The following is a 24,520-nucleotide window of genomic DNA, read 5'->3' as shown; positions in this document are numbered from 1 at the left end:
CCGGCGAACCACTGGAAAGGGGACGGCTTCGACGGCATTCGACGTCCTGCGACTCGGGTGCACGGTCTAGATTCGGCAACTGCCGTCGGCTGTACGGATGTTGAGGATGTGTCGGCTGTCCGGAATGCGCGGGTGCATCCCGTGATGCGCCCTGGCGGGACTCCGCCAGGGCGCCCCCTTGTCCGCCATCGTGGACACCTGCTACCCCGGGAGCGGGCCGCCGGTACGGTGGTGGGGTGGCAAAGCCCCTCGCTCTCGAATTCGACCCCATCGCCCGCGCCGACGAACTCTGGACCAGCCGCTGGGGCGGCGTTCCCTCGATGTCGGCCATCACCTCGGTGATGCGCGCCCACCAGATCCTGCTCGGCCGGGTGGACGCCGTGGTCAAGCCGTACGGGCTGACCTTCGCCCGGTACGAGGCCCTGGTGCTGCTCACCTTCAGCCGGACCGGCGAGCTCTCGCTCTCCAAGGTCGGCGAGCGGCTGATGGTGCACCCGACCAGCGTCACCAACACCGTCGACCGGCTGGAGCGCGCCGGACTGGTGGCCCGCCGCCCCAACCCGCTGGACGGCCGGGGCGTGCTGGCGGCCATCACCGACCGGGGCCGCGAGGTGGTCGAGCAGGCCACCCGGGACCTGATGGCGATGGACTTCGGCCTGGAGGGCTACGACGAGGAGCAGTGCCGGCAGATCTTCGACGTCCTGCGGCCACTCCGGGTGGGGGCGGGTGACTTCGTGTCCCCCGGCGACGAGGGGCCGGGCCGGGCCGCGGTGTAGGGCCGGTTACCCTCATGGGAGCGGTGCGCAGACCGGACGTACCGGCCGATCCAGTCGAGCGAGGCGATGTTGAAGATGAAGGCGACCCCCCTGCTGGGCTGGTACCGCGCCCTGGCTGTTGCGACCGGTGTGGCCCTCCTCGTGTTCTGTGGCTTCATCGTGGCGAAGTACGGCTTCTCCACGGCTGAGGACGTCACCGCATACGTCGCGATGCTGCACGGCTACCTCTACATCGGGTATTTCGTGGTCACCTTCCTGCTCGGCCTGAAGCTCAAGTGGCCGACGGGTCGACTCGTCTTCACCCTGGCCGCGGGCTGCATCCCGTTCGCCTCCTTCGTCGCCGAGCGCCGAGTGGTTCGCGAGGCGGCCGAGCAGGCGTCCGCCGACGGCGCCCGCCAGCCGGCCGGCGTCTGAGCGCAGCAGGCCAGAGAGGCGCCCCTCCCCGACACGGGAGGGGCGCCTCTCCGTCGTTCGGCCACCATCGACAGATACTAGGACGTCCGAGTAAATTGGCCGGACAAGCCGAAGTAACTGGTCCCGCGCCCACAAGGCAGCGGCCGCAACGGAGTGGAGTCGGAGTCTGATGGACGCCGAGGAGATCGAGGCCGGCCGTGGCCGCTGGCAGCAGCGGTACGACAAGGCCCGCAAGCGTGACGCCGACTTCACCACCCTGAGCGGTGACGAGGTGGAGCCGGTCTACGGCCCGCCCGCCGGACAGCCGGTCGAGGGCTTTGAGCGGATCGGCTGGCCGGGGGAGTACCCCTTCACCCGCGGCCTGCACGCCACCGGCTACCGGGGGCGGACGTGGACCATCCGCCAGTTCGCCGGCTTCGGCAACGCCGAGCAGACCAACGAGCGCTACCGGATGATCCTGGACTCCGGCGGCGGCGGCCTCTCGGTGGCCTTCGACATGCCGACCCTGATGGGCTACGACTCCGACGACGCCAAGTCGCTCGGCGAGGTCGGCCACTGCGGGGTGGCGATCGACTCCGCCGCCGACATGGAGGTGCTGTTCCACGGCATCCCGCTCGGCGAGGTGACCACCTCGATGACGATCAGCGGTCCGGCGGTGCCGGTCTTCTGCATGTACCTGGTGGCCGCCGAGCGCCAGGGCGTCGATCCGGCCGTGCTCAACGGCACCCTCCAGACCGACATCTTCAAGGAGTACATCGCGCAGAAGGAGTGGCTCTTCGCCCCCGAGCCGCACCTGCGCCTGATCGGCGACCTGATGGAGTACTGCGCGACGGGCATCCCCGCGTACAAGCCGCTCTCGGTCTCCGGCTATCACATCCGCGAGGCCGGGGCCACGGCCGCGCAGGAGCTGGCGTACACGCTGGCGGACGGCTTCGGGTACGTCGAGCTCGGCCTGTCGCGCGGGCTGGACGTGGACGTCTTCGCCCCCGGCCTCTCCTTCTTCTTCGACGCGCACCTGGACTTCTTCGAGGAGATCGCCAAGTTCCGCGCCGCGCGCCGGATCTGGGCCCGCTGGATGAAGGAGCGGTACGGCGCCAAGACCGACAAGGCGCAGTGGCTGCGGTTCCACACCCAGACGGCGGGTGTGTCGCTGACGGCGCAGCAGCCCTACAACAACGTCGTGCGGACGGCCGTCGAGGCGCTGTCGGCGGTGCTCGGCGGTACGCAGTCGCTGCACACCAACGCGCTGGACGAGACGCTCGCGCTGCCGAGCGAGCAGGCGGCGGAGATCGCCCTGCGCACGCAGCAGGTGCTGATGGAGGAGACCGGCGTCGCCAACGTGGCCGACCCGCTGGGCGGTTCCTGGTACGTCGAGGCGCTGACCGACCGGATCGAGCAGCAGGCAGAGGCGATTTTCCAGCGGATCCTGGACAAGGCGACCGCCGACCACCCGATCGGGCCGATGACCTCGGGCATCCTGCGCGGCATCGAGGAGGGCTGGTTCACCGGGGAGATCGCGGAGGCCGCCTTCGCGTACCAGCAGGGCGTGGAGAAGGGCGAGAAGCGCGTGGTCGGCGTCAACTGCCACCCGCGCAGCGTCACCCCCGAGCTGGAAATCCTCAGGGTGAGCCACGAGGTGGAGCGGGAGCAGGTGCGGGTGCTCGCGGCGCGGAAGACGGCGCGGGACGAGGCGGCGGTGCAGGGCGCCCTTGCGGAGCTGCTGGCGGCGGCGCGGTCGGGGGAGAACATGATCCCGCCGATGCTCACCGCCGTCCGCGCGGAGGCCACCCTCGGGGAGATCTGCAACGCGCTCCGCGACGAGTGGGGGATCTACCGCGAGACGGCGATGTTCTAGCGGTCAGCCGCCGGGGCGGACGCACCCTGCGGCAGTCTCAGGGCTGCTGCAGGGCGGCGGAGAAGCCCGGGAGGGGGCTGAGGAGCAGGGTGGTGAAGCGGCGGATCCAGTCCGGGGTGACGGGTTCGCCGCTCACCAGCATGCGGTGTTCGACGGTGCCGGCGATGGTGTCGAAGATGATCGAGATCTCCTCGCGGGCGGTCGCCTCGTCGCAGTCCGGGCCGAGCTCGCCCCGGCGTTGGGCGTTCGCCCGGCCCTGCTGGACCAGGTGCTTCTGCGGATCGACGATCCGTTCCCGGATGCGGCGGCGGAGCTGCGGGTCGCGGGTGCCCTCGGCGAACAGGGCGAGGAGGGCCGCCTGGGTCTCCGGGCGGGCCAGCAGTTCGGCGAAGCGGAAGACCACGGCCTCGATGTCGGCCTGCAGGCTGCCGAGGTCGGCCACCTCCAGCTCGTCGAAGAGGCTGGCCACCGCGTCCACCACCAGCTCGTTCTTGGACGGCCAGCGGCGGTAGAGGGTGGTCTTGGCGACGCCGGCCCGGGCCGCGACGTGACCCATGGTCAGTCCGCCCCAGCCGAGTTCGGCCAGTGCGGCGCGGGTGGCGTCCAGGATCGCGAGGTCGGCGGCGGCACTGCGGGGCCGCCCCTTGCCGCGTACGGCCACGGCCGGGGCCGGGTCGGTGGGGGCAGTGGCGACGGGCTGCCGGGTGGTGGGGGCCACCGAGCCTCCTTGCGGTTTACCTGCGGGTAACTTGAGCTGCACACGGTAGCGACATATCGGTCCGGACGGGAGCCGGGAGACCGCCGAAAGTGGGACAGCTCACGCCCCCGGTTGCCCGGAAGGGCTTGCGGCACGGCCCCCGAATGGAGATACGCTACGACCTGTAGCGAATAGAGCGACAACCACGCGCCGGTCCAGGGATCGGGCGGGCGCGGGGCGCGGATGGGGATCCGCGTCGGGCTCGTTCCACTACCGGCCGATCGGGGCGGGGGTCTTTCCCTGCGGTTGGCACACGTCACTGGCGCGGACGGGGGAGGATAGTGCCATGCAGCCACGGAATTCAGGTCTCAACAGCTCCGCCCTGCGCGGCGCGGTCGATCTCGCCGCAGTGAAGGCGGCCGGTGAGGCCGCCCAGAAGGCCGAGCAGGCCAGGGCCGAGCGGGCCCGCCAGGCCGCCGCCGCAGAGGCGGACGGCATCGCCCCGCCGGTCGCCCCCTACCCGCTGGTGATCGACGTCAGCGAGGACACCTTCGAGGCCGAGGTCGTGCAACGCTCGGCCGAGGTCCCGGTCGTGGTCGACTTCTGGGCCGAGTGGTGCGGGCCGTGCAAGCAGCTCAGCCCGATCCTGGAGCGCCTCGCCGAGGAGTACGCGGGCCGGATCGTGCTCGCCAAGATCGACGTCGACGCCAACCAGCTGATCGCCCAGCAGTTCGGCATCCAGGGCATCCCGGCCGTGATGGCCGTGGTGGCCGGCCAGCTCGTCCCGCTGTTCCAGGGGGCCGAGAACGAGGCCAACGTCCGTAAGATCATCGACCAGTTGATCGCGGTGGCCGAGCAGCGCTTCGGCATCGTCGGCGGGGCCGGCGCCTCCGCAGGTCAGGCCCCCGCCGCCACGCTTCCGCCGGAGGACCCGGCGCTGGCCGCCGCGCACGACGCGCTGGACCGGGGCGACCTGGGCGGCGCGGTCCAGGCGTACCGCAACGTGCTGGCCGACCAGCCCGGCAACACCGAGGCCAAGCTCGGCCTGGCGCAGGCCCAACTGCTGCAGCGGGTCGAGAAGTTCGACCCGCAGGCGGTCCGGGCGGCGGCGGCCGGCGATCCGAAGGACGTCGCGGCCCAGCTGGACGCGGCCGACCTCGATCTGGTGGGCGGTCACGTCGAGGACGCCTTCGGGCGCCTGGTCGACACCGTCGGCCGGACGTTCGGCGAGGACCGGGACACTGCCCGGCTGCGGCTGCTGGAGCTGTTCGAGGTGATCGGCACCGAGGACCCGAGGGTCGTCGCGGCCCGGTCCGCGCTGGCCCGCGTGCTGTTCTGAACACCGGGTGCTGGCACGGCCGGTGACCTGCGGTGCCGTGGGTGATTTGGCGACAATGCCCATCGATTCGTGGACCTTTATCAAATCTTGACCACACCCTCTCCTCATTACCATCGGTGACGAGGAGGGGGTGTTTCGCTGGTGTTTCCACGTCGTTTCCGGGTAGGCGGCCCGTCAGATCGTGACGGTGCGTGATAATTGGCCAGATTCCATGATCGACGGCTACTGATGTTGGATTACCCGTCAGTAACGAACCTCTTGTACTTCGCCGGGGATTCAAGCACGATCGGCCACGCCCGGTCCTCTCCCCAGAGGTCCCCACCGGGTGGCCGCCGGTTCAGGCCGACGGCGAGGGCAGGGGGGTATCCGCAGATCCCAGAAAGCGGTTCCTGTCCTTTCCGGCCGCGCATCCCTGCGCGGCCGTAGGTTGTCGCCGCTATTGAGGACGTGGCTCTCTCCCATCCCAGCCGGGGCCGGCGCGGGACGCGCCGGTGACGGCCGGAGATGTACGTCCCAGAAGGAGGACTCGCATGTCCCAGACTTTCGGCAAGACCCGCTGGAAGCGCTTCGCGCTCGTGATGGTCCCCAGCATCGCCGCCACCGCGGCCATCGGCGTAAGCCTCGCGAGCAACGCGCTGGCCGCCTCGTTCAGCGTCTCCGGCCAGGACTTCAAGGTCACCACCGCGCGCCTGGACGGTAAGAACTTCGCCCAGTTCGGCGGGGTCGACTTCGAGGTGAACGGCACGCCGCACCCGATCGCGATCTCGACCTTCGACGAGGCCACGATCAACAACCTGTGCCAGTCGGTGAAGACCAACCTCGGCCCGCTCGGCTACTGGACCCTGGTCCTGAACGCCGGTGGCGACCCGAAGAAGCCGGTCACCGCCAAGAACCTGATCCTGGACGTGGCCGAGCTCAAGGCGGACGCCGAGTTCACCAACATCAACATCGGCCAGGACGCCTCCACCCTCGGTCACAAGGAGGGCGACTCGATCGACGTCGTCCGCAAGCAGGGCAAGCTGCCCACCGGTGCCCAGGGCTTCGCCCAGGCCGCCGACCGGGCCGTGCTGAGCGACGTCAAGCAGACCGCGTGGGCGACCACGGCGGGCACCTTCACGCTGAACGGTCTGAAGCTCAACATCAAGAAGGGTTCGGGCGAGGGCGTGGAGTGCTACATGCCCGAGGCCGGCTGACGGTCCGTCCCCGGACGACCTGACTGACCGATCGTCACGGCCGGGGCGGGCCACCACCCCGCTCCGGCCGTACCCCGTCTCCGACCTTCCCGCCTGCGAGTACCACCGAGGAGCTGCCTCGTGTCCAGCGCTACCGTCCCCCCGTGGCCCCAGCAGGAGAGCCAGGCGACCCCCTGGGAGAGGTTCCACACCTGGCGGCACACCCGACCGTTCTGGGGCGGGCTGCTGGCCATCCTGGCGGGTGGGCCGATCCTGTACTTCCCGTACTTCCACCTGAAGCTCGGCCAGCTGACGATGGCCATGTCGACCACGGCCGGCGCGGGCTCGCTGGTGATCGGCGTGCTGCTGATCGCGCTCGGGCTGACCGCGTGGTTCCAGCCGCTGGTCCGGGTGTTCTGCGGGGTGGCCACCACGATCCTCAGCCTGATCTCCATCCCGGTCTCCAACTTCGGCGGCTTCCTGATCGGCTTCCTGCTCGGCCTGGTGGGCGGCGGGCTGCTGGTCTCCTGGGCCCCGCTGAAGGCCGAACCGGCCGTCGCGGACGCCGAGTTCGCGGCTGAGCAGCCGGAGCAGGGCGTCCAGTCCGAGCAGGGCGTGCTCGCGCACGAGGTGCACGAGGTGCACGAGGCCCACGAGGCGCCGGCCGCCGACACCCAGGTGTCGCCCGCCCAGCCGCAGGCCGCCGATCCGGAGGGGCACTTCCGGTGACCGAGCGAGACGAGGCGGCCGGGCTCCGGCTGCCGGGCCCGCGGCATGCCGCGCCGCGGCGCGGATCGCGGCTGCGGGGCCGGGCGTTCGCGCTGGCCGCCGTCCCGACCGCGCTGCTGATGGGCGCCATCCCGACGCTGGCCTCCGCCGACACCCCGAAGAACTGCGCCAGCGCCCCGGACACGGTGCTGGAGGAGACCCCGGTCCCGAAGAGCGAGCTGACCCCGCTGCCCGGCACCCAGGGGCTGCCCACCTCGGCCCCGACGGTGGCGCCGCCGCGCACGCCCGTCACACCCGGCACGCCGAGCGCCGTACCGACCCCGGCGCCGACCGGCTCCGCGGCCGCCACCACGCCGGTGAGCACGCCGAGCCCGTCCGGTGCGTCCCAGGGGGCGATCCACCCGAACGGCATCATCGACGACATCGTGGGCATCTTCCTGCCGCCGAAGCCGAGCAGCTCCCCGTCGCCGAGCCCGACTCCGTCCCGCGTGACACCGCCGCCGGCCCCGGCCGCGACTCCGGCTCCGGCCACCTCGGTGGCACCCAGGGCCGCGACGCCGACCACCGCGCCGTCCCCCACCGCGCCGTCTCCCACCGCGCGGCCGAGCGGCAGCGCCAAGGCGGCGGCCCAGCCGAAGTCGAGTGCCTCCGCCTCCGCCTCACCCTCGGCGAACCCGAACTGCACGGTGGACACCCGCTCGGCGAAGGCCCTCCAGGCCGCGCCCGGGCACGTGGTGCCCGAGCAGAACTGGACCCTCCGCTCCACCCGGCTGGCCCTGCACGGCTCGGTCTTCAACGGCGTGTACGACGTGCGGACGCCGACCGGCACCAAGCGGGTGCTGAAGTTCACCACCGCGAGCGTGGACATCGAGAACCTCGACATGTCGACGATCCAGATCCCCGGCAAGACCTTCCACGTGAAGAGCAACCCGGGATCGACCTCGACCATGCGGCAGGGCCCGGTCACCATGTACGTGGAGAGCCTCTCCGGCCACCTGGCCGAGGTGCTCGGCCTGCCGATCCCGATCGACCTGGGCGAGGTCACCCTCACCCCGGACACCCTGCCGAAGTGGCTCTGGGACCTGCTCGGCACTGTCCCGATCCCGCTCGACCTGACGCTGACCCAGGCCAAGGCCGTCCAGGCCGGTCAGTTCGGCGGCACGCTGAAGATCCCCGGCATGCGGCTCTTCAACGACACCACGCCGTACTAGGGCGACCAGGCACGGCGAGAACGCCCGTGGGGCGCCCCGAACGGATCGGGGCGCCCCACGGGCGTTCTGCGGGCGGGACTCAGAGAGCCGCGCGGGTGCCCAGGTGGTGCACCTGGACCATGTTGGTGTTGCCGGGGATGCCGGGCGGGGAGCCGGCCGTCACGATGACGGTGTCGCCCTCGTTCAGCCGGCGCAGCGCCAGCAGCTCCTGGTCGACCTGGGCCACCATCGCGTCGGTGGTCTCGACCTGCTCGGTCACGTACGCCTCGACGCCCCAGCTCAGCGAGAGCTGGTTGCGGGTCGCGATGTCCGGGGTGAAGGCCACCACCGGGATCGGCGAGCGGTAGCGGGAGAGGCGGCGGGCGGTGTCACCGGACTTGGTGAAGGCCACCAGCGCCTCGGCGTTCAGGAAGTCGCCCAGCTCGCAGGCGGCGCGGGCGATCGAGCCGCTCTGGGTGCGGGGCTTGCGGCCCGGGTTGAGGGGCTGGAGGCCCTGCGAGAGCAGCTCCTCCTCGGCCGTCTCGGCGATCCGGCTCATGGTCTTGACCGTCTCGACCGGGTACTTGCCGACGCTGGACTCGGCGGAGAGCATGATCGCGTCCGCCCCGTCCAGGATCGCGTTGGCGACATCCGAGACCTCGGCGCGGGTCGGCCGGGAGGCGTGGATCATCGACTCCATCATCTGGGTGGCGACGATGACCGGCTTGGCGTTCCGGCGGGCCAGCGTGATCAGCTGCTTCTGGACCAGCGGCACCTTCTCCAGCGGGTACTCCACCGCGAGGTCGCCACGGGCCACCATGATCGCGTCGAAGGCGAGGACGATCTCCTCCATCGCCTCGACGGCCTGCGGCTTCTCGATCTTGGCGATGACCGGGACGCGGATGCCGACCTCGTCCATCACCTTGTGCACGTCGTGGATGTCGCCCGCGTTCCGGACGAAGGAGAGCGCGACCATGTCGACGCCCAGCTCCAGCGCGAACCGCAGGTCGTCCTTGTCCTTCTCGGACAGCGCGGGCACGTTCACGGCCGCGCCGGGCAGGTTGATGCCCTTGTTGTTCGAGAGCACGCCGCCCTCGATCACCACGGTCTTCACCCGTGGGCCGTCGACGCTGACGACCTCCAGGGCGATGACGCCGTCGTTGATCAGAACCGGGTCGCCGGGCTTCACGTCGCCCGGCAGACCCTTGTAGGTGGTACCGCAGATGTGCTGGTCCCCGGGCACGTCCTCGGTGGTGATGGTGAACTCGTCACCGTTGTCGACCGTCACCGGACCGTTGGCGAAGGTCGCCAGACGGATCTTCGGACCCTGGAGGTCGGCCAGGATTCCGATGGTGCGGCCGGTGTCCTGGGACACCTGGCGGACCTTGCGGTACCGCTCCTCGTGCTCCGCGTGGGAGCCGTGGCTCATGTTCAGTCGGGCGACGTTCATGCCCGCTTCGACGATGGCCTTCAGCTGTTCGTAGGAGTCCGTGGCAGGACCCAGGGTGCAGACAATTTTCGCTCGGCGCATATCGGTCAGTCTATCCGTTCGTGTTATGGGCGCATTCCGCTCGAATGGTGAGAGATCGCCGACGAACCGTCCCGAGGCGTGGGACGCTGACGGCCCGTCAGGCTCCGTGTACCAGGGCGAAGGTCTGCTGCGCGATCTCCAGCTCCTCGTCCGTGGGTACCACCGCGACGGTCACCCGTCCGTACGCGGGGGAGATCACCCGGGCCTCGCCGGAGCGGACCGCGTTCAGCTCCGGGTCCACCGCGATGCCCAGCTCCTCCAGCCCGGCGCAGGCGGCCGCGCGGACCGGCGCGGCGTTCTCGCCGACCCCCGCCGTGAACGCGATCGCGTCCACCCGCCCGAGCACGGCGTAGTAGCCGCCGACGTACTTGCGCAGCCGGTGGACGTAGGTGTCGAAGGCCAGCCGGGCGTCCGCGTCGCCCTGGTCGGCCCGGCGCAGAATCTCGCGCATGTCGTTGTCGCCGCACAGGCCGAGCAGGCCGCTGCGGCGGTTCAGCAGATCGTCGATCTCATCGATCGTCAGACCTCCCACCCGGTGCAGGTGGAAGACCACACCCGGGTCGACATCACCCGAACGAGTGCCCATCACCAGCCCTTCCAGGGGGGTGAGGCCCATCGAGGTGTCCACGCAGACGCCACCGGCGACGGCCGAGGCCGAGGCGCCGTTGCCCAGGTGCAGCACGATCACGTTCACCTCGGCCGGGTCCTTGCCGAGCAGCCGGGCGGTGGCCCGCGAAACGTACTGGTGCGAGGTCCCGTGGAAGCCGTAGCGGCGCACCCGGTGCTCGTCCGCCACCGCCCGGTCTATCGCGTACCTGGCCGCGTACTCCGGCATGGTGGCGTGGAAGGCGGTGTCGAAGACCGCCACCTGCGGCAGGTCGGGGCGCAGCGCCCGGGCCACCTCGATGCCGGTGATGTTGGCCGGGTTGTGCAGCGGGGCGACCGGGATCAGGCGCCGGATCTCGGCCAGCACCTCGTCCGTGACCAGGGTCGGCGCGGTGAACCGCAGGCCGCCGTGGACCACCCGGTGGCCGATCGCGGCGAGCTCGGGGGAGTCCAGGCCGAGGCCGTCGGCGGCCAGCTCCTCGGCGACCGCCTTGAGCGCCCCGCCGTGGTCGGGGAAGACCTGGCCGGTCTCCCGCCGGGCGCCGTCGTGCGGGGTGTGCACGAGCCGGCCGTTGGTCTCGCCGATCCGCTCGACCAGGCCGGAGGCCAGTCGGGCGCCGTCCAGCATGTCGATCAGCTGGTACTTGACCGAGGAGGAGCCGGCGTTGAGCACCAGGACCCGGGTGGCTCCGGTCACGGGGCCGCTCCTTCGTTCTGCGCCTGGATGGCGGTGATGGCCACGGTGTTGACGATGTCCTGGACGAGTGCGCCCCTGGACAGGTCGTTGACCGGCTTGCGCAGGCCCTGGAGCACCGGGCCGACGGCGACCGCACCGGCCGAGCGCTGCACCGCCTTGTAGGTGTTGTTGCCGGTGTTGAGGTCGGGGAAGATCAGCACGGTGGCCCGTCCCGCCACCTCCGAGCCCGGCAGCTTGGTGGCCGCGACGTGCGCGTCGACCGCGGCGTCGTACTGGATCGGCCCCTCCACCAGGATGTCGGGACGCAGCTCGCGGACCAGTTCGGTGGCCTTGCGGACCTTGTCCACGTCCACGCCGGTCCCCGAGGTGCCGGTGGAGTACGAGAGCATCGCCACCCTGGGCTCGACGCCGAACTGGGCGGCGGTCCCGGCCGCCTGGATGGCGATGTCGGCCAGCTGCTGGGCGTCCGGGTCGGGGTTGACCGCGCAGTCGCCGTAGACCAGCACCTTGTCGGCCAGGCACATGAAGAAGACCGAGGAGACGATCGCGGCGCCGGGCGAGGTCTTGATCACCTCGAAGGCGGGGCGGATGGTCGCCGCGGTGGAGTGCACCGCGCCGGAGACCATGCCGTCGGCGATGCCCTGCTGGACCATCAGGGTGCCGAAGTACGAGACGTCGGTGACCACGTCGAGGGCCAGCTCGACGGTCATGCCCTTGTGCGCGCGTAGCTTGGCGTACAGCTCGGCGAACTGCTGGCGCAGCGGGCTGGTGCCCGGGTCGACCAGCCGGAGCTGGGCGTGGTCGCCGCCCTCCTGCGGGAGGGTGATGCCGAGTGCGGCGGCCTTGCGGCGGATCGCGTCGGGCTCGCCGAGCAGGGTCAGGTCGCAGATGTTGCGGCGCAGCAGCACCTCGGCGGCGCGCAGCACCCGCTCCTCGGCGCCCTCGGGCAGGACGACGTGCCTGCGGTCGCCCCTGGCGCGCTCCAACAGTGCGTGCTCGAACATCATCGGGGTGACCCGCTCGGACCGGCTCAGCTCGATCCGGCTGGTCAACTCGGCGGTGTCCACGTGCAGTTCGAAGAGCCCGAGGGCGACCTCGGCCTTCCGGGGGCTGGCCTGGGTGAGCCTGCCCTCCAGATGGGTGAGCGCGGCGGCGGTCGGCCAGCTGCCCTCGGGGACCACCGCGACCGGGGTGCCGGGGGCCAGCCGGGCGGCCAGGGCCATCACGTTCGGCCCGGGGTGCTGCCCCAGGGTCAGCAGCACGCCGGCGATCGGCGGGGCCCCGGCGGCGTGCGCGGCCAGCGAGCCGATCAGCAGGTCGGCCCGGTCCCCGGGAGTGACCACCAGGGCGCCTTCGGTCAGCGCGGTCAGGAAGGTCGGCAGCATCGCGCCGCCGAACACGAAGCTCCGGACGTCGCGGGCCAGGCCGGCCGCGTCGCCGAGCAGCAGCTCGGCGCCGGTCGCCTCGACCAGCTGGGCCACCGTCGGGGCGGCCAGCGCGGGCTCCTCGGGCAGTACGTACCCGGGGACGGTGAGCTTCTCCGCCAGCGTGGCCTGGATCTGCTGCCTGGCACCGGGGGCGACCCGGTTGGCGATCATCGCCAGCACCGAGCAGCCCAGGTCGCGGTAGGCCCGGTGGGCGTTGCGGACCTCGGCCACCACCGCCTGCGGGTCCTCGTCGTGGCCACCGACCACCGGCAGCACCCAGGCGCCGAACTCGTTCGCCAGCCGGGCGTTGAAGGCCAGCTCGTCCGGGATGTTGGTGTCGGCGAAGTCGGTGCCGAGCACCAGCACCGCCTGGCACCTGCGCTCCAGCGCGCGGAACCGGTCGACCAGGGCGGAGACCAGCTCGTCCTGCCCCTGCGCCGCCTGGAGCGCGGCCGCCTCCTCGTAGGTGAGGCCGTACAGCTCGGTGGTCGGCAGGTCCAGCCGGTAGCGGGTGCGGAGCAGCTCCACCACGTGGTCCGAGCCGGCCTCGCCGGGGGCGTGGGCGTGGACCAGCGGGCGGAACACGCCGACCCGGTCCACCTGACGGGTGAGCAGTTCCATGACCCCGAGTTCGACGGCCTGCCGGCCGTCCCCCCGGTCGATCCCGGTCACGTACACGCTGCGCGCCACGTGGGAGCTCCGTTCCGGTCGTCCTCAGTGCACGGTCACCTCGACCATACATTCGCACCGCGAACGGCCGCCCGCATGCCCGCCCTGCCGGTGGGAACGCGGGGCGGACATCCCCGACGGGTCGGCCGCCGGGGACGGACGGGCGGTCAGTTCGCCGGGCGGAGCCAGACGGTGGCCAGGGGCGGCAGCACCAGTTCGGCGCTGCGCGGCTGGTCGTTCCAGGGGGTGGGGTCGGCCTTGATCGGGTGCGAGTTGGTGACGCCGCTGCCGCCGTACTCGGTGGCGTCGGTGTTCAGCGTCTCCTCCCAGAGCTGGTCCGGGGTGTCCAGGGCGGGCAGCCCGACCCGGAAGCCGTGCCGGACCACGGGGGAGAAGTTGCAGACCGCCACCAGCGGGCTGCCGTCGGCGGCGAACCGGACGAAGGAGAGAACGTTGTCGTCGGCCGCGCCGCCGTCCAGCCAGCGGAAGCCGTCCGGGGTGGTGTCCTGCTCCCAGAGCGCCGGGGTGGCCAGGTAGCGACCGTTCAGGTCGGCGACCAGGCGCTGCACCCCCCGGTGCTCATCGGCGGCCGGCCAGTCCTCGCCGAGTACCCACCACTGCGGGCCCTGCTCGTGGTCCCACTCCGCGCCCTGGGCGAACTCCTGTCCCATGAAAAGGAGTTGCTTGCCCGGGTGGGCCCACATGAAGCCCAGGTAGGCACGGTGGTTGGACCGCTGCTGCCACCAGTCGCCGGGCATCTTGGAGACCAGCGACTGCTTGCCGTGCACCACCTCGTCGTGCGAGATGGGCAGCACGTAGTTCTCCGAGTACGCGTAGACCATGGAGAAGGTGATCTCGTTGTGGTGGTGCTTGCGGTGCACCGGCTCCTTGGACATGTAGACCAGCGAGTCGTGCATCCAGCCCATGTTCCACTTGAGGCCGAAGCCCAGCCCGCCGGTGTCGGTCGGCCGGGTGACGCCCGCCCAGGCGGTGGACTCCTCGGCGATGGTGACCACGCCGGGGCAGCGGCGGTAGACGGTGGCGTTCATCTCCTGGAGGAAGGAGGCGGCGTCCAGGTTCTCCCGGCCGCCGTACTGGTTCGGCGACCACTCACCGCCCTCGCGGGAGTAGTCGAGGTAGAGCATCGAGGCGACGGCGTCGACCCGCAGGCCGTCGATGTGGAACTCCTCGCACCAGTAGACCGCGTTGGCGACCAGGAAGTTGCGGACCTCGGTGCGGCCGTAGTCGAACTCCAGCGTGCCCCAGTCCGGGTGCTCGGCGCGCAGCGGGTCGGCGGGCTCGTAGAGCGGTTCGCCGTCGAAGCGGGCCAGGGCGAAGTCGTCCTTGGGGAAGTGCGCGGGCACCCAGTCGACGATCACGCCGATGCCGTGCTGGTGCAGGGTGTCGACCAGGAAGCGGAAGTCGTCCGGGCTGCCGAGCCTGGCGGTCGGGGCGTAGAAGCCGGACACCTGGTAGCCCCAGGAGCCGCCGAACGGGTGCTCCATCACCGGCATGAACTCCACGTGGGTGAAGTTCAACTCCTTGAGATACGCCGGGAGTTCGTCGGCGATGGCGCGGTACGAGGTGAGGTCGGGCCGCCAGGAGGCCAGGTGCAGCTCGTACACCGACATCGGCGCCCTGTGGTGCACGGTACGGGCCCGGCGGGCCAGCCAGTCCGCGTCACCCCACTCGTACGCCGACTCTGTGACCACCGAGGCGGTCTCCGGCGGGCACTGGGTGGCCCGGGCCAGCGGGTCGGCCTTCTTGAGCACCCAGCCCTGCCGGGTGTGGATCTCGTACTTGTACCGGCTGCCCGCCCCGAGACCGGGGACGAAGAGCTCCCAGACGCCGGAGGAGCCGAGCGAGCGCATCGGGTGGCCGGCGCCGTCCCAGTGGTTGAAGTCACCGATCAGCCGGACCCCGGCGGCGTTCGGCGCCCAGACCGCGAAGGCGGTGCCCGAGATGCCCTCGACGGTGCGCAGGTGCGAGCCGAGCGCCTGCCAGAGCTGCTCGTGCCGGCCCTCGGCGATCAGGTGCAGGTCCAGCTCGCCGAGGGTGGGCGGCAGCCGGTAGCCGTCCTGCTGGACGTGCTCCACCCCGGCGTAGGTCACCCGCAGCTGGTACGCCGGGATCGCGGCGGCGGCGGGCAACAAGCCGGTGAACAGGCCGGACTGAAGGTGGGTCAGCTCCACCGGACCCTGCTCGGTGAGCACCACCACCCGCTCGGCGAACGGTCGCAGCACCCGGATCGAGACGCCCTCGGAGGTCAGGTGCGCGCCGAGCAGGCCGTGCGGGTCGTGGTGCTCGCCGGAGAGCAGCCGGTCGATCTCGCCGGGCGGCAGGGTCGCCTCCGGCAGCCTGAGCGCGGCGTGCGGCCCCGGCTCGGGCACACGGCCCCGGCGTCCCGATCCGGTCCGCTCCGACCGGTCGGGGCGGGGTGCCGTCGCCGGGGCCGCTTCGGCGCGACGCCGGCCGGGCTTGCCCGGCCGCTCGGGCAGGAAGGTGGCGGGCACGGGCGTGCTGCGGTCGCGCTTCGGGCCGAGCGGGGTCACGGCGGGGTCCTCCTGCGGAGTGGGTGGGTCAGAGGGTCAGGGCCAGGCGGTTGATCGCGGCCAGCGGGATGGGGAGCCAGCTCGGCCGGTGCCGGGCTTCGTAGACCACCTCGTAGACCGCCTTGTCGATCTCCAGCGCCCGCATCAGCTCGGGCGCCGAGGACGGCTCCATGCCGCCGCCCGCGGCGTACCCGGCGCAGTACGCCGTCCGGTTGCGCCCCGCCCAGGAGGCGGCCAGGTGGGCCAGTTCCGGATCGGAGGGGCTGCCGGCCAGCAGGTGGGCGGCGGCGTAGTCGAAGGAGCGGAGCATCGCCGCGACGTCCCGCAGGGCGGGCTGCGGGAGTCTGCGCTCGGCCAGCGGTTTGGCCGGCTCGCCCTCGAAGTCCAGCAGCACCCAGCCGTGCGGGGTGCGCATGGCCTGCCCGAGGTGCAGGTCGCCGTGGATCCGCTGGACCGGCAGGCCCTCCAGGTGATCGGCCGTCAGGGCCTGGAACGCGGCCCGCAGCGCGGTGCGGTACCTGGCCAGACCGGGGACGGCGACGATCGCGTGGTCCAGCCGCTCGGTCATCCCGGCGGCCAGCTGGTGGATCTGGGTCCGGTCCAGCCGGGCCACCGGCATGGTCCTGGCGAGCACCCGGTGCACCTCGGCGGTGGCGCGTCCGAGCCGGTGCGCCTCGATCGCGAAGTTGCCGGGGGACGGGTCGCCCTTCAGGCGCCCGACCTGGTCGAGCGCCAGTTCCCAACCGTCCTCCGCGTCCGGCAGGTAGCGCTGGAGCAGACCGAGGGTGGCCGGTTCGGCGCCCTCCATCCGGCTCTCGAACCAGGCGGCCACCCGGGGGATCCGGGTCGACCCGGCCCGGGAGAGCGCCAGCGACAGCTCCAGGTCGGGGTTGGTGCCCGGGCTGATCCGGCGGAACAGCTTGAGGATGAAGGCCGTCCCGTAGATCACCGAGCTGTTGGACTGCTCGGCGGTGGAGGCCCGGCCCGGCAGGTTGCCCGGCAGCCCGGGGCCCGGCGTACGGCGGAACGACAGCGCGCCGAAGCGGTCACCGGTGGCCAGGTGCTCCAGCAGACGGCCGGTCAGCTCCGGGTCGTGCACCCCGTCGTAGAGCGCCGCGCCGTCGTACGGCCCGCCGTTGAGCCGCCCGAGCACGGCGCCCGGGCCGATCCCGGTCGGCTCCTGCGAGCGGATGCCGAGCAGCAGCTGGTAGATGTCACGCTGGGACGAGCCGCCGTCGCCCGCGTACTCCACCTGGAGCAGCAGGTGCAGCAGGGCCGGGTCGCCGACCTGGAGCGGAGTTCCGACCATCGGGGTGATCCTGGTGATCGCGCGGCCCTTGCCCGCGTACCAGCGCTGGCTCGGCAGCCAGCCGGTGATCAGCGGCAGCGCGGCCTGGACCAGCTCGCTGACCCCGACGGTGGTCCTCCGAGCCCCCGCGTCACGTGCCCCGAGCGGTCTCGGGGCGTCATGGCGCAGATGGGCTTGAGAACGGGAGGTTTCGGACATGACTCCCTTTCCCCGGAAGCGGGCCGTGTGCCCGACGGGTCTGGCCGGGCCCGTCAGTCTTCCGGATTTCGGCGGCGCGACGGCGACGGCACGCGAGACGGGCTCGGGTGTCACGCCTTAGTGTGGGTGGCCGTTGGGCTGTTCTCCGTACGCGGTGGTGCAGAGGGCGCTCGGGGGCGCGTGAATTTCTCCTCGCGCCCCCGAGAGAAGTGAACTGACTGATCGTTACTTCACTGCTTGTGAGGATTGCGCAATTGGAACCAGTAGAAACCGTGCCCGGCCAGCGTCAACAGGTACGGCCACTCGCCGATCGACGGGAATCGGACGCCGCCGATCAGCTCCACCGGATAGCGTCCCCCGTACCGCCGCAGATCCAACTCGGTCGGCTGTGCGAAGCGCGAGAAGTTGTTGACGCACATGACCAGGTCGCCCTCGTGTTCGCGCACGAAGGCCAGCACTGCGGGGTTGCTGGAGGGCAGCTCGGTGTAGCTGCCGAGGCCGAAGGCCGGATTGAGCTTGCGGATCTCGATCATGCGACGCGTCCAGTGCAGCAGTGAACTCGAACTGCTCTGCTGCGCCTCGACGTTGGTCACCTGATAGCCGTACACCGGGTCCATGATGGGCGGCAGACTGAGCCTGCCCGGGTCGGCGGAGGAGAAACCCGCGTTGCGGTCGGGCGTCCACTGCATCGGCGTCCGGACACCGTCCCGGTCGCCCAGCCAGATGTTGTCGCCCATGCCGATCTCGTCCCCGTAGTAGAGGACCGGTGAGCCCGGCAGCGACAGCAGCAGGGCCGTGAACAGCTCGATCTGGTTCCGGTCGTTCTCCAGCAGCGGCGCCAGCCGGCGGCGGATGCCGACGTTGGCCCGCATCCGGGGATCCTTGGCGTACTCCGCGTACATGTAGTCGCGTTCCTCGTCGGTGACCATTTCGAGGGTCAGCTCGTCGTGGTTGCGGAGGAAGATACCCCACTGGCAATTGCCGGGAATGGTCGGCGTCTTGGCCAGGATCTCGGAGACCGGATAACGGGATTCCCGGCGGACCGCCATGAAGATCCGCGGCATCACCGGGAAGTGGAACGCCATGTGGCACTCGTCGCCGCCGGAGGCGAAATCACCGAAGTAGTCGACCACGTCCTCGGGCCACTGGTTGGCCTCGGCCAGCAGCACGGTGTCCGGGTAGTCCGCGTCGATCTCCTTGCGGACCCGGCGGAGGAACTCGTGGGTCTCCGGCAGGTTCTCGCAGTTGGTCCCCTCGCGGGCGAACAGGTACGGCACCGCGTCCAGCCGGAACCCGTCGATGCCCAGGTCCAGCCAGAACCGCAGCCCCGCGATCATCTCCTCCTGGACCCGGGGGTTGTCGTAGTTCAGGTCGGGCTGGTGGGAGAAGAACCGGTGCCAGTAGTACTGCTTTCGGACCGGGTCGTACGTCCAGTTGCTGGTCTCGGTGTCGACGAAAATGATCCGGGCGTCCGGGTACTGCTTGTCGTCGTCGGCCCACATGTAGAAGTCGCCGTACGGCCCGTCCGGGTCGCGGCGGGACTCCTGGAACCACGGGTGCTGGTCGCTGGTGTGGTTCATCACGAAGTCGATCACCACCCGCATGCCCCGCTTGTGCGCGGCGTCGGTGAACTCCACGAAGTCCGCCAGGTCGCCGAACTCCGGCAGCACCGACTTGTAGTCCGCCACGTCGTACCCGCCGTCCCGCAGCGGCGAGGCGAAGAACGGCGGCAGCCAGAGGCAGTCCACACCCAGCCACTGCAGGTAGTCCAACTTCGAGGTGAGGCCCTTGAGGTCACCCACCCCGTCCCCGTTGCTGTCCTGGAAGGAGCGCACCAGCACCTCGTAGAACACGGCCCGCTTGAACCACTCCGGGTCGAGCTTCCCCGGCGAGGTCTCGGCGAAGGTGTCGGGCACGGGATCGTTGACTGTCACTGAGGGTTCCTCCGAACCGTGAGGAGGTGGGCCGGCCCGGTGGTGGGATCGAGCCGGACGTAGTTGTGGCGGTGCCAGGTCCAGGACGCTCCGGTGAGCTCGTCGTGGACCTGTAGCGGCCCGTCCCACGGCAGGGTGACGGTGGTCTCCTGCGGGTTCCGGGGGTCGAGGTTGACCACGGTGATCACGTGATCGCTGAGGCCGTCCTCGGTGGTGGCGGTCTTGGAGTAGGCCAGGACGTGCTCGTTGTCGGTGGGGTGGAAGGTGAGGTCGCGGAGCTGCTGGAGCGCGGGGTGGCGGCGGCGCAGCCGGTTCAGGACGGTGATGAGTGGCGCGAGGGTGTCGCTGCGGCTCCAGTCTCGGGGGCGCAGCTCGTACTTCTCCGAGCGGGCGTACTCCTCGGTGCCGGGCGCGGTGGGCTCGTTCTCGTACAGCTCGTAGCCGGCGTAGATGCCCCAGCTCGGGGCGAGGGTGGCGGCGAGGACGGCGCGGAGGGCGAAGGCGGCGGGCCCGGCGCCGGCGAGGTGCCTGGGGAGGATGTCGGGGGTGTTGGCGAAGAAGTTGGGCCGCATGTAGGCGGCGGCGTCGCCGCTCAGCTCGGTGAGGTACTCGACCAGCTCGGCCTTGGTCTCGCGCCAGGTGAAGTAGGTGTAGGACTGGTGGAAGCCGATCTTGCCGAGGGTGTGCATCATCGCGGGGCGGGTGAAGGCCTCGGCGAGGAAGAGCACGTCGGGGTCGGTACGGGCGATGTCGCCGAGCACCTTCTCCCAGAAGACGACCGGCTTGGTGTGGGGGTTGTCGACCCGGAAGATGCGTACGCCGTGGGCCATCCAGTGACGGAGGATGCGGAGGGTCTCCTTGACGAGGCCGTCGAGGTCCTGGTCGAAGTTGACGGGGTGGATGTCCTGGTACTTCTTGGGAGGGTTCTCGGCGTACGCGATGGTTCCGTCGGGGCGGTGGGTGAACCATTCCGGGTGTTTGTTGAGCCAGGGGTGGTCGGGGGAGCACTGGAGGGCGAAGTCGAGGGCGATCTCGATGCCGAGGGCGGTGGCTTCGCTGACGAAGTGGTCGAAGTCCTCGATGGTGCCGAGGTCGGGGTGGACGGCGTCGTGGCCGCCCTCGGGGGAGCCGATGGCCCAGGGGGAACCGACGTCGTGAGGGCCGGCGGTCAGGGTGTTGTCGGGGCCCTTGCGGAAGGCTCGGCCGATGGGGTGGATCGGGGGGAGGTAGAGGACGTCGAAGCCCATCGCGGCGACGGCGGGCAGGCGTTCGGCGGCGGTGCGGAAGGTGCCGGAGACGGGTGGCTGGTTCCCGTCCGGGTCGACCACGGCGCCCTCGGAGCGGGGGAAGAACTCGTACCAGGAACCGAACAGCGCCCGCTGACGGTCCACCTGGAGCGGCAGTGGCCGGGAGGAGCTGACCAGTTCGCGCAGCGGGTAGCGGGCCAACGCCTCGGTCACCTCGGGGGCCAGTGCGGCGGCGAGCCGGCTGAGCGGGGGCAGGCCCGGGTCGCGCAGCGCGTCCACGGCCTCCAGGACGTACGCCCGGCCGTCCTTCTTCGGCACTCCGGCGGCGGCCCGCTCCAGCAGCGCCGCGCCCTCCTCCAGCACCAGCGCGGTGTCGATCCCGGCCGGCAGTTTGACGGCGGCGGCCTTGCGCCAGGTGGCCACCGGGTCGCCCCAGGCCTCCACCAGGTAGGACCAACGGCCCGGCGCGGTCGGCGTGACGTACGCGCCCCAGCGGTCGGTGCCCGGCTCCAGCTCGCGCATCGGGGTCCACGGGCCGCTCCGGCCGCGCGGGTCGCGGAGCACCAGGTTGGCGTTGACCGCCTCATGGCCCTCGCGGAAGACGGTGGCGGTGACCCGGAAGCGTTCCCCGACCACGGCCTTCGCCGGGCGGCGGCCGGCGTCGATCAGCGGGGAGACGTCCAGGACGGGGATGCGGCCGATCACGGTGTCGCTCTCTGTCGTCTTGCGGGCGGCGGTCTTCGCGGGGGTCTTCTTCGCGGGGGTCCTGCGGGCGGCGGCGGCCTTCCGGGGGGCGGCGGCCTTCGGCGGGGCGGCCGCCTTTCGGGCCGCCCGGGGAGCCGGCAGCGGCGCCTCGGGTTCTGACGATGGCTCAAGTCCACCGGTGGCCGTGGTCGCCTGGTCCCGCGTGTCGCCGTGCATGCCTGACTCTCCTGCCCGAGATCGGCGGCGGCTCCCGCCGACCGGTGCGGGGTCGTGGGAGTGCCGGGGGACTGCATGGGTGAGGAAGGACCGGCGCCCGTCAACCTGCTCGCGTGCGTCCCGGCGCGCGAACACCCGGGCGCGCTCCTGATAGCGACCCAACCCGAACCGGCAAACGACCGGGGGCGGGGTCAGGGCACGCCTCAGCGGTACACGGAGACCGAATGGACTAAACGAAGTTGAGGGATCGTCGGCGTGAAGGGTTGCGGACGTGAGGCGGTGGGGGAGGCGCCACCCGGATCACACTCCCCGTCGCACCACCGACCTTTGTCCATCCTGACACCGGCGGCAAGACCTACGACTCGGTAACGGAGCGATTTCGGACGGTAGTGAGTGGTGAATCGGACAGTGGAAACACTCCCGTTCCTGACTGTTCATCCCCGGTGGGCGCGTGCTCTCACCCGAATGCGCCCTCGCGCGCCCCCCGTGTCATGGAGTGCGCCGATTGCGATCTCACCAATGCTCCAAAAGGGTGGCCGACACCCCAGTTGACGGTCCGTCAGCCCTATTCCGGGGTCTAGGCTGCACGCCGTGAAGGCAATCCGCAGATTCACCGTGCGCACCGTCCTGCCCGAACAACTCCAGCCGTTGCACGAGCTCGCGCTCAACCTCCGCTGGTCCTGGCATCCCGAGACGAGGGAGCTGTTCCGCTCCGTCGATCCGGAGGTCTGGTCGGCGGTCGGCGAGGACCCGGTCCGGCTGCTCGGCGAGGTACCGGCCGCCCGGCTGGCCGCGCTCGCGACCGACCGACGCTTCCTACGCCGACTCGGCGACCTCTCCGACGAACTGCGCGACTACCTGGCGGGCCCCCGCTGGTACCAGGGCGCGCCGTCACCCGGCGACGGCTCAGGCCCGCTGCCCGCGGCGATCGCCTACTTCTCGCCCGAGTACGGCATCGCCGCCGCACTGCCGCAGTACTCCGGCGGGCTCGGCATCCTGGCCGGCGACCACCTGAAGGCCGCCAGCGACCTCGGCGTGCCGCTGGTCGGCGTCGGCCTGTTCTACCGGCACGGCTACTTCCGGCAGTCGCTCTCCAGGGATGGCTGGCAGCAGGAGCGCTACCCGCTGCTCGACCCGGACGAGTTGGCCGTCAGCCTGCTCCGCGAGCCGGACGGCACTCCCTGCCGGGTCGACCTGGCGCTGCCGGCCGGCCGCACCCTGGTCGCGCAGATCTGGAAGGCCCAGGTCGGGCGCGTCCCGCTGCTGCTGCTCGACTCCGACATCGAACCCAACACGGCCGCCGAGCGCGAGGTGACCGACCGGCTGTACGGCGGCGGCAGCGAACACCGGCTGCTCCAGGAGATGCTGCTCGGCATCGGCGGCGTCCGGGCGGTCCGGACGTACGGCCGGCTGACCGGGCACCCCGCCCCCGAGGTCTTCCACACCAACGAGGGCCACGCCGGGTTCCTCGGCGTGGAGCGGATCAGCGAGCTGGTCGGCGAGGGCCTCGACTTCGCCGCCGCGCTGGAGGCGGTCCGGGCCGGGACGCTGTTCACCACCCACACGCCCGTACCGGCCGGGATCGACCGCTTCGACCGGGAGCTGGTGGCCCGTCACTTCAGCGGGGACGCCGCGCTCCCCGGGGTCCCGGTCGACCAGGTGCTCGCGCTCGGCGCGGAGAGCTGGCGGGGCGGCGATCCCAAGCTGTTCAACATGGCCGCGATGGGCCTGCGGCTGGCCCAGCGGGCCAACGGCGTCTCCACCCTGCACGGCGAGGTCAGCCGGGGCATGTTCAGCGGCCTCTGGCCGGGCTTCGACGCCGCCGAGGTGCCGATCACCTCGATCACCAACGGCGTGCACGCGCCGACCTGGATCGACCCCGCAGTGGTCCGGCTGGCCGCCGGAGTGCTCGGCCAGGAGCAGGCCGAGGACGCCATGGCGGCAGGGGAGGCCCGCCGCTGGACCGGCCTGGAGCGGATCGGCAACAGCGAGATCTGGGAGCTCCGGCGGGCGCTGCGCAGTCAGCTGGTGGAGGAGGCCAGGCGGCGGCTGCGCGCGTCCTGGCACCAGCGCGGTGCGGGGGACGCCGAGCTGGGCTGGGCCGACTCGGTGCTCGACCCGGACGTGCTGACCATCGGCTTCGCCCGCCGGGTGCCCTCGTACAAGCGGCTCACCCTGATGCTCCGTGACGCGGTCCGGCTGCGTTCGCTGCTGCTGCACCCGACCCGCCCGGTGCAGATCGTGGTGGCGGGCAAAGCGCACCCGGCGGACGACGGCGGCAAGCGGCTGATCCAGCAGCTGGTCAGGTTCGCCGACGACCCGGAGATCCGCCACCGGATCGTCTTCCTGCCGGACTACGACATGGCGATGGCCAAGCACCTCTACCCCGGGTGCGACGTCTGGCTGAACAACCCGCTCCGCCCGCTGGAGGCCTGCGGCACCTCCGGGATGAAGGCCGCGCTGAACGGCTGCCTCAACCTGTCCGTCCTGGACGGCTGGTGGGACGAGTGGTACGACGGCCGGAACGGCTGGGCGATTCCGACCGCGGACGGCATCTCCGCCACCCTGGATCCGGAGAGCCCGGAGGCCGAGCGGCGGGACGACATCGAATCGGCCGCGCTCTACGACCTGATCGAGCACCAGGTCGCCGCCCGGTTCTACGACCGGGCCGCGGACGGGCTGCCGCACGCCTGGATCGCGATGGTCCGGCACACCCTGGTCACCCTGGGGCCCAAGGTGCTGGCCGGTCGGATGGTCCGGGAGTACGTCGAGCGGCTGTACGCTCCGGCGGCGCTGGCCCAGCGCGAGCTGGCCGGATCCGGGTACCTCGGGGCCCGCTCGCTGGCCGCCTGGAAGGCGCGGATCAGGGAGGGCTGGCCGGCCGTCCGGGTCGAGCACGTGGAGACCGAGGGGCTGGCCGAGGCGCAGGAGCTGGGCTCGACCCTGACCCTGCGGGTGCAGGTCTCGCTCGGGGCGCTGGAGCCCGGCGACGTCGACGTCCAGGTGGTCTCGGGCCGGGTGGACGAGAGCGACGCGATCTCCGACGCGGTGGCCCTCGCCCTCAAGCCGGCGGGGGGTCCCGATCTGGACGGCAGGCACCGCTACGAGGGTTCGCTCGAGCTCTGCAGGACGGGCCCCTTCGGCTACACCGTCCGGGTGCTGCCCTCGCACCACCTGCTGGCCTCCCCGGCCGAGCTGGGCCTGGCGGCGCTACCTGCGGAGACGGCGGGGATGGACACCGGCGTGCTGCGGTAGAG

The 24,520-nt window shown here is 71.3% G+C and carries 16 protein-coding genes; 8 read left to right on the top strand and 8 right to left on the bottom strand.

Going from position 1 to position 24,520, the window contains the following annotated elements:
- Nucleotides 1-236: 236 nt before the first annotated feature.
- The 3 genes from ACKUU6_RS11715 to ACKUU6_RS11705 all read left to right on the top strand — a co-directional run bounded on the left by ACKUU6_RS11715 (nucleotide 237) and on the right by ACKUU6_RS11705 (nucleotide 3,045).
- On the top strand, nucleotides 237-776 hold the full coding sequence (locus ACKUU6_RS11715) for a MarR family winged helix-turn-helix transcriptional regulator (protein ID WP_407988437.1): 540 nt from the start codon (nucleotides 237-239) through the stop codon (nucleotides 774-776).
- A 75-nt stretch (nucleotides 777-851) separates the two neighbouring features.
- A complete protein-coding gene (locus ACKUU6_RS11710; protein WP_407988436.1) occupies nucleotides 852-1,190 on the top strand; it encodes a DUF3817 domain-containing protein in 339 nt (112 codons plus the stop codon).
- 169 nt (nucleotides 1,191-1,359) lie between these two features.
- Complete coding sequence (locus ACKUU6_RS11705; RefSeq protein WP_407988435.1) at nucleotides 1,360-3,045, top strand: acyl-CoA mutase large subunit family protein; 1,686 nt, start codon at nucleotides 1,360-1,362, stop codon at nucleotides 3,043-3,045.
- Between the two features lie 37 nt (nucleotides 3,046-3,082).
- Here ACKUU6_RS11705 and ACKUU6_RS11700 read toward each other — a convergent pair whose 3' ends face one another.
- Nucleotides 3,083-3,763, bottom strand: coding sequence for a TetR/AcrR family transcriptional regulator (locus ACKUU6_RS11700; RefSeq protein ID WP_407988434.1), 681 nt, complete (start codon nucleotides 3,761-3,763; stop codon nucleotides 3,083-3,085).
- A gap of 325 nt (nucleotides 3,764-4,088) precedes the next feature.
- Between ACKUU6_RS11700 and trxA the strand changes: the two genes are divergently transcribed.
- The 4 genes from trxA (at nucleotide 4,089) to ACKUU6_RS11680 (ending at nucleotide 8,193) form a co-directional block, all read left to right on the top strand.
- Nucleotides 4,089-5,081, top strand: coding sequence for a thioredoxin (gene trxA / locus ACKUU6_RS11695; protein ID WP_407988433.1), 993 nt, complete (start codon nucleotides 4,089-4,091; stop codon nucleotides 5,079-5,081).
- 530 nt (nucleotides 5,082-5,611) lie between these two features.
- Nucleotides 5,612-6,274, top strand: coding sequence for a DUF6230 family protein (locus ACKUU6_RS11690; RefSeq protein ID WP_407988432.1), 663 nt, complete (start codon nucleotides 5,612-5,614; stop codon nucleotides 6,272-6,274).
- Between the two features lie 120 nt (nucleotides 6,275-6,394).
- Nucleotides 6,395-6,982 (top strand): DUF6114 domain-containing protein, encoded by a 588-nt coding sequence (locus tag ACKUU6_RS11685; protein WP_407988431.1) that lies wholly within the window; start codon nucleotides 6,395-6,397, stop codon nucleotides 6,980-6,982.
- Nucleotides 6,979-8,193, top strand: coding sequence for a hypothetical protein (locus tag ACKUU6_RS11680; RefSeq protein ID WP_407988430.1), 1,215 nt, complete (start codon nucleotides 6,979-6,981; stop codon nucleotides 8,191-8,193). Before ACKUU6_RS11685 ends, ACKUU6_RS11680 begins: the two co-directional genes overlap by 4 nt.
- Before the next feature lie 79 nt (nucleotides 8,194-8,272).
- Here ACKUU6_RS11680 and pyk read toward each other — a convergent pair whose 3' ends face one another.
- The 7 genes from pyk to ACKUU6_RS11645 all read right to left on the bottom strand — a co-directional run bounded on the left by pyk (nucleotide 8,273) and on the right by ACKUU6_RS11645 (nucleotide 21,047).
- On the bottom strand, nucleotides 8,273-9,703 hold the full coding sequence (pyk, locus tag ACKUU6_RS11675; protein ID WP_407988429.1) for a pyruvate kinase: 1,431 nt from the start codon (nucleotides 9,701-9,703) through the stop codon (nucleotides 8,273-8,275).
- A 97-nt stretch (nucleotides 9,704-9,800) separates the two neighbouring features.
- Nucleotides 9,801-11,006, bottom strand: coding sequence for an acetate kinase (locus ACKUU6_RS11670; RefSeq protein ID WP_407988428.1), 1,206 nt, complete (start codon nucleotides 11,004-11,006; stop codon nucleotides 9,801-9,803).
- The gene (gene pta, locus ACKUU6_RS11665) at nucleotides 11,003-13,123 is read right to left on the bottom strand and encodes a phosphate acetyltransferase (protein WP_407988427.1); all 2,121 of its coding nucleotides are present in this window, start codon (nucleotides 13,121-13,123) and stop codon (nucleotides 11,003-11,005) included. Before pta ends, ACKUU6_RS11670 begins: the two co-directional genes overlap by 4 nt.
- A 146-nt stretch (nucleotides 13,124-13,269) precedes the next feature.
- Entirely contained in the window at nucleotides 13,270-15,654 is a 2,385-nt protein-coding gene (glgB, locus tag ACKUU6_RS11660) for a 1,4-alpha-glucan branching protein GlgB (RefSeq protein ID WP_407988426.1), read from the bottom strand.
- A 28-nt stretch (nucleotides 15,655-15,682) separates the two neighbouring features.
- Nucleotides 15,683-17,161, bottom strand: coding sequence for a maltokinase N-terminal cap-like domain-containing protein (locus tag ACKUU6_RS11655; protein WP_407988425.1), 1,479 nt, complete (start codon nucleotides 17,159-17,161; stop codon nucleotides 15,683-15,685).
- 230 nt (nucleotides 17,162-17,391) lie between these two features.
- Nucleotides 17,392-19,095 (bottom strand): maltose alpha-D-glucosyltransferase, encoded by a 1,704-nt coding sequence (treS, locus tag ACKUU6_RS11650; RefSeq protein WP_407988424.1) that lies wholly within the window; start codon nucleotides 19,093-19,095, stop codon nucleotides 17,392-17,394.
- A complete protein-coding gene (locus ACKUU6_RS11645) occupies nucleotides 19,092-21,047 on the bottom strand; it encodes an alpha-1,4-glucan--maltose-1-phosphate maltosyltransferase (RefSeq protein WP_407992099.1) in 1,956 nt (651 codons plus the stop codon). The genes treS and ACKUU6_RS11645 overlap by 4 nt, the downstream gene beginning before the upstream one ends.
- Before the next feature lie 807 nt (nucleotides 21,048-21,854).
- Between ACKUU6_RS11645 and glgP the strand changes: the two genes are divergently transcribed.
- A complete protein-coding gene (gene glgP, locus ACKUU6_RS11640; RefSeq protein ID WP_407988423.1) occupies nucleotides 21,855-24,518 on the top strand; it encodes an alpha-glucan family phosphorylase in 2,664 nt (887 codons plus the stop codon).
- The last annotated feature ends 2 nt before the right edge of the window (nucleotides 24,519-24,520 follow it).

The sequence above is a fragment of the Kitasatospora sp. CMC57 genome, from assembly GCF_045866025.2.
Lineage (GTDB): Bacteria > Actinomycetota > Actinomycetes > Streptomycetales > Streptomycetaceae > Kitasatospora.
Note: the sequence above shows the minus strand (reverse complement) of the source record. Positions and strands in the feature narration are given on the sequence as shown.

What these genes read in the sequence shown, in the direction of transcription:
- ACKUU6_RS11705 (WP_407988435.1), top strand. Translation starts at nt 1,360, where the DNA reads ATGGACGCCGAGGAGATCGAGGCCGGCCGTGGCCGCTGGCAGCAGCGG.
- ACKUU6_RS11655 (WP_407988425.1), bottom strand. Translation starts at nt 17,161, where the DNA reads ATGTCCGAAACCTCCCGTTCTCAAGCCCATCTGCGCCATGACGCCCCG.
- pyk (WP_407988429.1), bottom strand. Translation starts at nt 9,703, where the DNA reads ATGCGCCGAGCGAAAATTGTCTGCACCCTGGGTCCTGCCACGGACTCC.
- ACKUU6_RS11690 (WP_407988432.1), top strand. Translation starts at nt 5,612, where the DNA reads ATGTCCCAGACTTTCGGCAAGACCCGCTGGAAGCGCTTCGCGCTCGTG.
- ACKUU6_RS11710 (WP_407988436.1), top strand. Translation starts at nt 852, where the DNA reads ATGAAGGCGACCCCCCTGCTGGGCTGGTACCGCGCCCTGGCTGTTGCG.
- trxA (WP_407988433.1), top strand. Translation starts at nt 4,089, where the DNA reads ATGCAGCCACGGAATTCAGGTCTCAACAGCTCCGCCCTGCGCGGCGCG.